Genomic DNA, 3,253 nt, shown 5'->3' on the forward strand with positions numbered 1-3,253 from the left:
GCGGAGATCGGGCCGCGGTCGACGCGCTGCACCAGTCACTCCCCGTCGACGATCGCTACCTACGCTTCTTCAGCGTCTCCACGGTGGGCCCCCGGATGATTGCGGACGTCATCGTCGCCGACGACGAGACCGCCGTCGGCGCCTTCCGCGGCGACAGGCTCCTCGGCGTCGCGCACTTCCGCCACGAACCGCCCGGCACCGACCCCGAGTTCGCGATCGCCGTGGCACACGCCGATCACACACCGGGGTGGGCTCGTTGCTGCTCGAACATCTGGCTGCGGCGCGGTCGAAGAAGGCGTAGCGCGGTTGACGGCGGAGGTCCTGGCCGCGAACCACGGGATGCTGCATGTCCTGCGCGACAGCGGCATCCCGATGAGCTCGATCCCCCAGGGGGACGACATCAGCATCGTGCTGCATCTCGACCATCTGCGGATCGAGCCGGCCGACACCGACGGGTTCACCGACGCCGTGTTGCACCGTCAGGCGCTCGCCGATGCCGCGAGCCTGCGCCCGGTCTTCCAACCGTGCTCCCTCGCGGTCGTCGGCGTGGGTCGGCGGCCCGACTCGGTCGGGCGGCTGATTCTGCGCAGCATCCTCGACGGCGGGTTTGCCGGACCGGTGTACGCGATCAACCCGCACGCTGACGAGGTCGAGGGAGTCCCCTGCGTGGCGTCGATGGCGGAGTTGCCTCGCGCCGTCGACCTCGCCGTCATCTGTGTTCCGGCGGACGCGGTGCCGGATGTCGCCGAGCAGTGCGGTCGTCGGGGTGTACGGGCTCTGTTGGTGATCACGGCGGGCATCAGTGGAAGCCCTGCGCTCGCCGGGCGACTGACCGCGGCCCTCGGACGCCACGGCATGCGCACGGTCGGGCCGAACTGTCTGGGTCTGGTCAACACCGACCCGCACGTCGCGGTGCAGGCCACCTTCGGGCACCCGGTGGCAGGCGGGCAGGTCGGAGTGGCGGCGCAGTCCGGCGGGGTGGTCATCGCGATCACCGCGGAGCTGGACCGGCTCGGTCTGGGGGCCTCGACGGTGGTGTCGACGGGCGACTCCGTGGACGTCAACGCAGACGACATGCTTCTCTGGTGGGCTCAGGACGGCCGCACCCGGGCCGCGGTGCTCTACGTCGAGTCGCTGCGCCGCCCTCGTGTGTTTGCGATCCTGGCCCGGCGCCTGGCCCGCCGAATCCCCGTCCTGACGGTCCGTTCGGGCAGCTCGGAGGCCGGCCGGTCGGCGGCGGCCTCGCACAGCGCCGGCAGCGCCACGCCCCGAGCGGTGTGCGATGCGTTGTTCGCCCAGACCGGCGTACTCGCCGTCGACGAGATCACCGAGCTGCCGGGGCTGCTCGCGCTGTGCCGCCAACCGCTGCCCGCCGGCCCGCGGGTGGCCGTGCTCAGCAACGCCGGCGGCGCCGGTGTCCTGGCCGCGGGCGCGTGCGTACGCGCCGGCCTGCAGATCGCCGTTCCGGAAACAGGCACCCGTGCCGCGCTGACCGCACTGCTGCCGGGGACGGCAGCGGTCGCCGATCCGGTCGACACGACCGCGACGGTGCCCGCAACCGTCTTCGGTCGCGCGCTGGAGCTGTTGCTGTCCGATCCCGGTGTCGACGCCGTGCTCGCTCTCGGCGCGCCTACGGGGACCGGTGATCCTTTGCAGGGTGTCGGACCGATCGTGGCGGCCGGACCCGGCAAGCCCGTTGCCACCGTCCGCCTGGGACAGGCCGAGACCGTGACGCTTCCCGTCGGGCTACATCCCGACGATGTGGCGAGCCCGGTGTTCGCCGAGCCCGCGGCCGCGCGAGCCCTCGCGGCGGCCGCCCGTCGTGCCACCTGGTTGCGCCGACCGTCGCTGCCCGCCCGGACGCCCCTGGGCGTCGACGCCACGGCCGTGCACGTCGTCGTGGCCGACGCCATCAACCGGCAACCGGAGGGCGGCCGGCTCGAGCCGCAGGCGGCGACCGCACTCGCCAGGTCCGCCGGGCTACCGGTCCTCGCGACGACCGTCGTGCACGGCGTCGAGGCCGCCATGCGCACCTGGCGCACAGCGCGGTGGCCGGCGGATCCGCCGCCCGGCTGCGGGAGCAGGGCCGATGGTCCTGCGTCCGGGCGATCAGTGGGCACCTGCCGCCGCGAACGCGTCAGCCCCGCTGAGCCGCAGGACAGGGAGGCCCGGGGTCTGCCCGAGACGGTGGGTGACGATCAGCGCGGTCCGCCCCTCGGTGGCGGCCAACAGCTCGGCGGCGAGGGCCTCCGAGGTGGCCGGGTCGAGGTGGGCGGTGGGCTCGTCGAGGAGCAGCACCGGCCGGTCGGCGAGCAGCGCCCGGGCCACCCCGAGGCGCTGACGCTCGCCGCCCGAGACCGCACCCCCGTGTTCCCCGACCGCCGTGTCGAGGCCGTCGGGCAGCGTCGCGAACCAACCGCCGAGCTGCGCGGCGTCCAGCACGGCGAGGACGTCGTCGTCGCCGGCGCCCGGGGCGGCGAGCAGCAGGTTGGCCCGTAGCGTGCTGTCGAACAGGTGGGTGCGGGCGCCGCACCAGGAGATGCCGCGGCGCACCGAGTCCCCGGTCAGCGTGTGCACGTCACGGCCGTCGGCGAGCAGCGTGCCCGCGGACGGCTCCAGCGTGCGCAGCAGCGCGGCCACCACGCTCGACTTCCCGGACCCCGACGGACCCGTCAGAGCGAGCCGGGTGCCGGGGCGCAGCTCCAGTCCGACGTCGCGGACGGCGTCCGCGTCGGCGCCGGGCCAGCGCAAGGCGAGCCCGTGCGCCGCGAACCCGGCGGGCGGCGACACCGGCGTGGCCTCCGCGGGATCGGCGACGGTGGCCGGGAGCGACTCCAGCTCGGCCAGCCGGCGGGCGGCCGGCACCGCGGTGAGCAGCCGGACGGCGGCGTCCGGGAGGCCGACGAGCACGTCGGCGAGGGCCAGCGGGGTCAGCGCCAGGACGGCGAGTGCGGTACCGGGCAGCGTCCCGGCACGCACGGCCGCGATACCGACGGCGGTGGCCGCCACGGCGGTGAGACCGATCGCGAGCACGCCCAGCCCGCTGCCGAGGCCCCGCGCAGTAGCGGCCCGGCGCAGCAGCACGGTGAGGCGGCCGTCGGCCGCGGCGAGCCGGTCACGGTGCAGCGCCGCCGCTCCGAAGACGACGAGATCCGGTGCCGCCTCCAGCACCTCGACGGTGCGGGCGAGCACGTCGCCGCGGGCCGCCGCCGTCCGGCGCTCGCTGCGGTGCGCCGCCCACGCCGTGGCGCCC

General features: G+C 75.2%; 2 protein-coding genes and 1 pseudogene. 1 reads left to right on the plus strand and 2 read right to left on the minus strand.

What is annotated here, in order from left to right:
• Positions 1-59: 59 nt before the first annotated feature.
• Entirely contained in the window at positions 60-239 is a 180-nt protein-coding gene (locus tag JWR81_RS28030) for a hypothetical protein (protein ID WP_297659398.1), read from the minus strand.
• Positions 240-372: 133 nt separating this feature from the next.
• Between JWR81_RS28030 and JWR81_RS28035 the strand changes: the two are divergent.
• A pseudogene (locus tag JWR81_RS28035) lies at positions 373-1,605 on the plus strand (CoA-binding protein); the annotation flags it as partial.
• 504 nt (positions 1,606-2,109) lie between these two features.
• Here the strand turns inward: JWR81_RS28035 and JWR81_RS28040 are convergent.
• On the minus strand, positions 2,110-3,253 hold a 1,144-nt coding region (locus JWR81_RS28040; RefSeq protein WP_297659402.1), incomplete at its 5' end, for an amino acid ABC transporter ATP-binding/permease protein.

This window comes from Pseudonocardia sp., assembly GCF_025965585.1.
In the GTDB taxonomy this organism is placed as follows: Bacteria; Actinomycetota; Actinomycetes; order Mycobacteriales; family Pseudonocardiaceae; genus Pseudonocardia.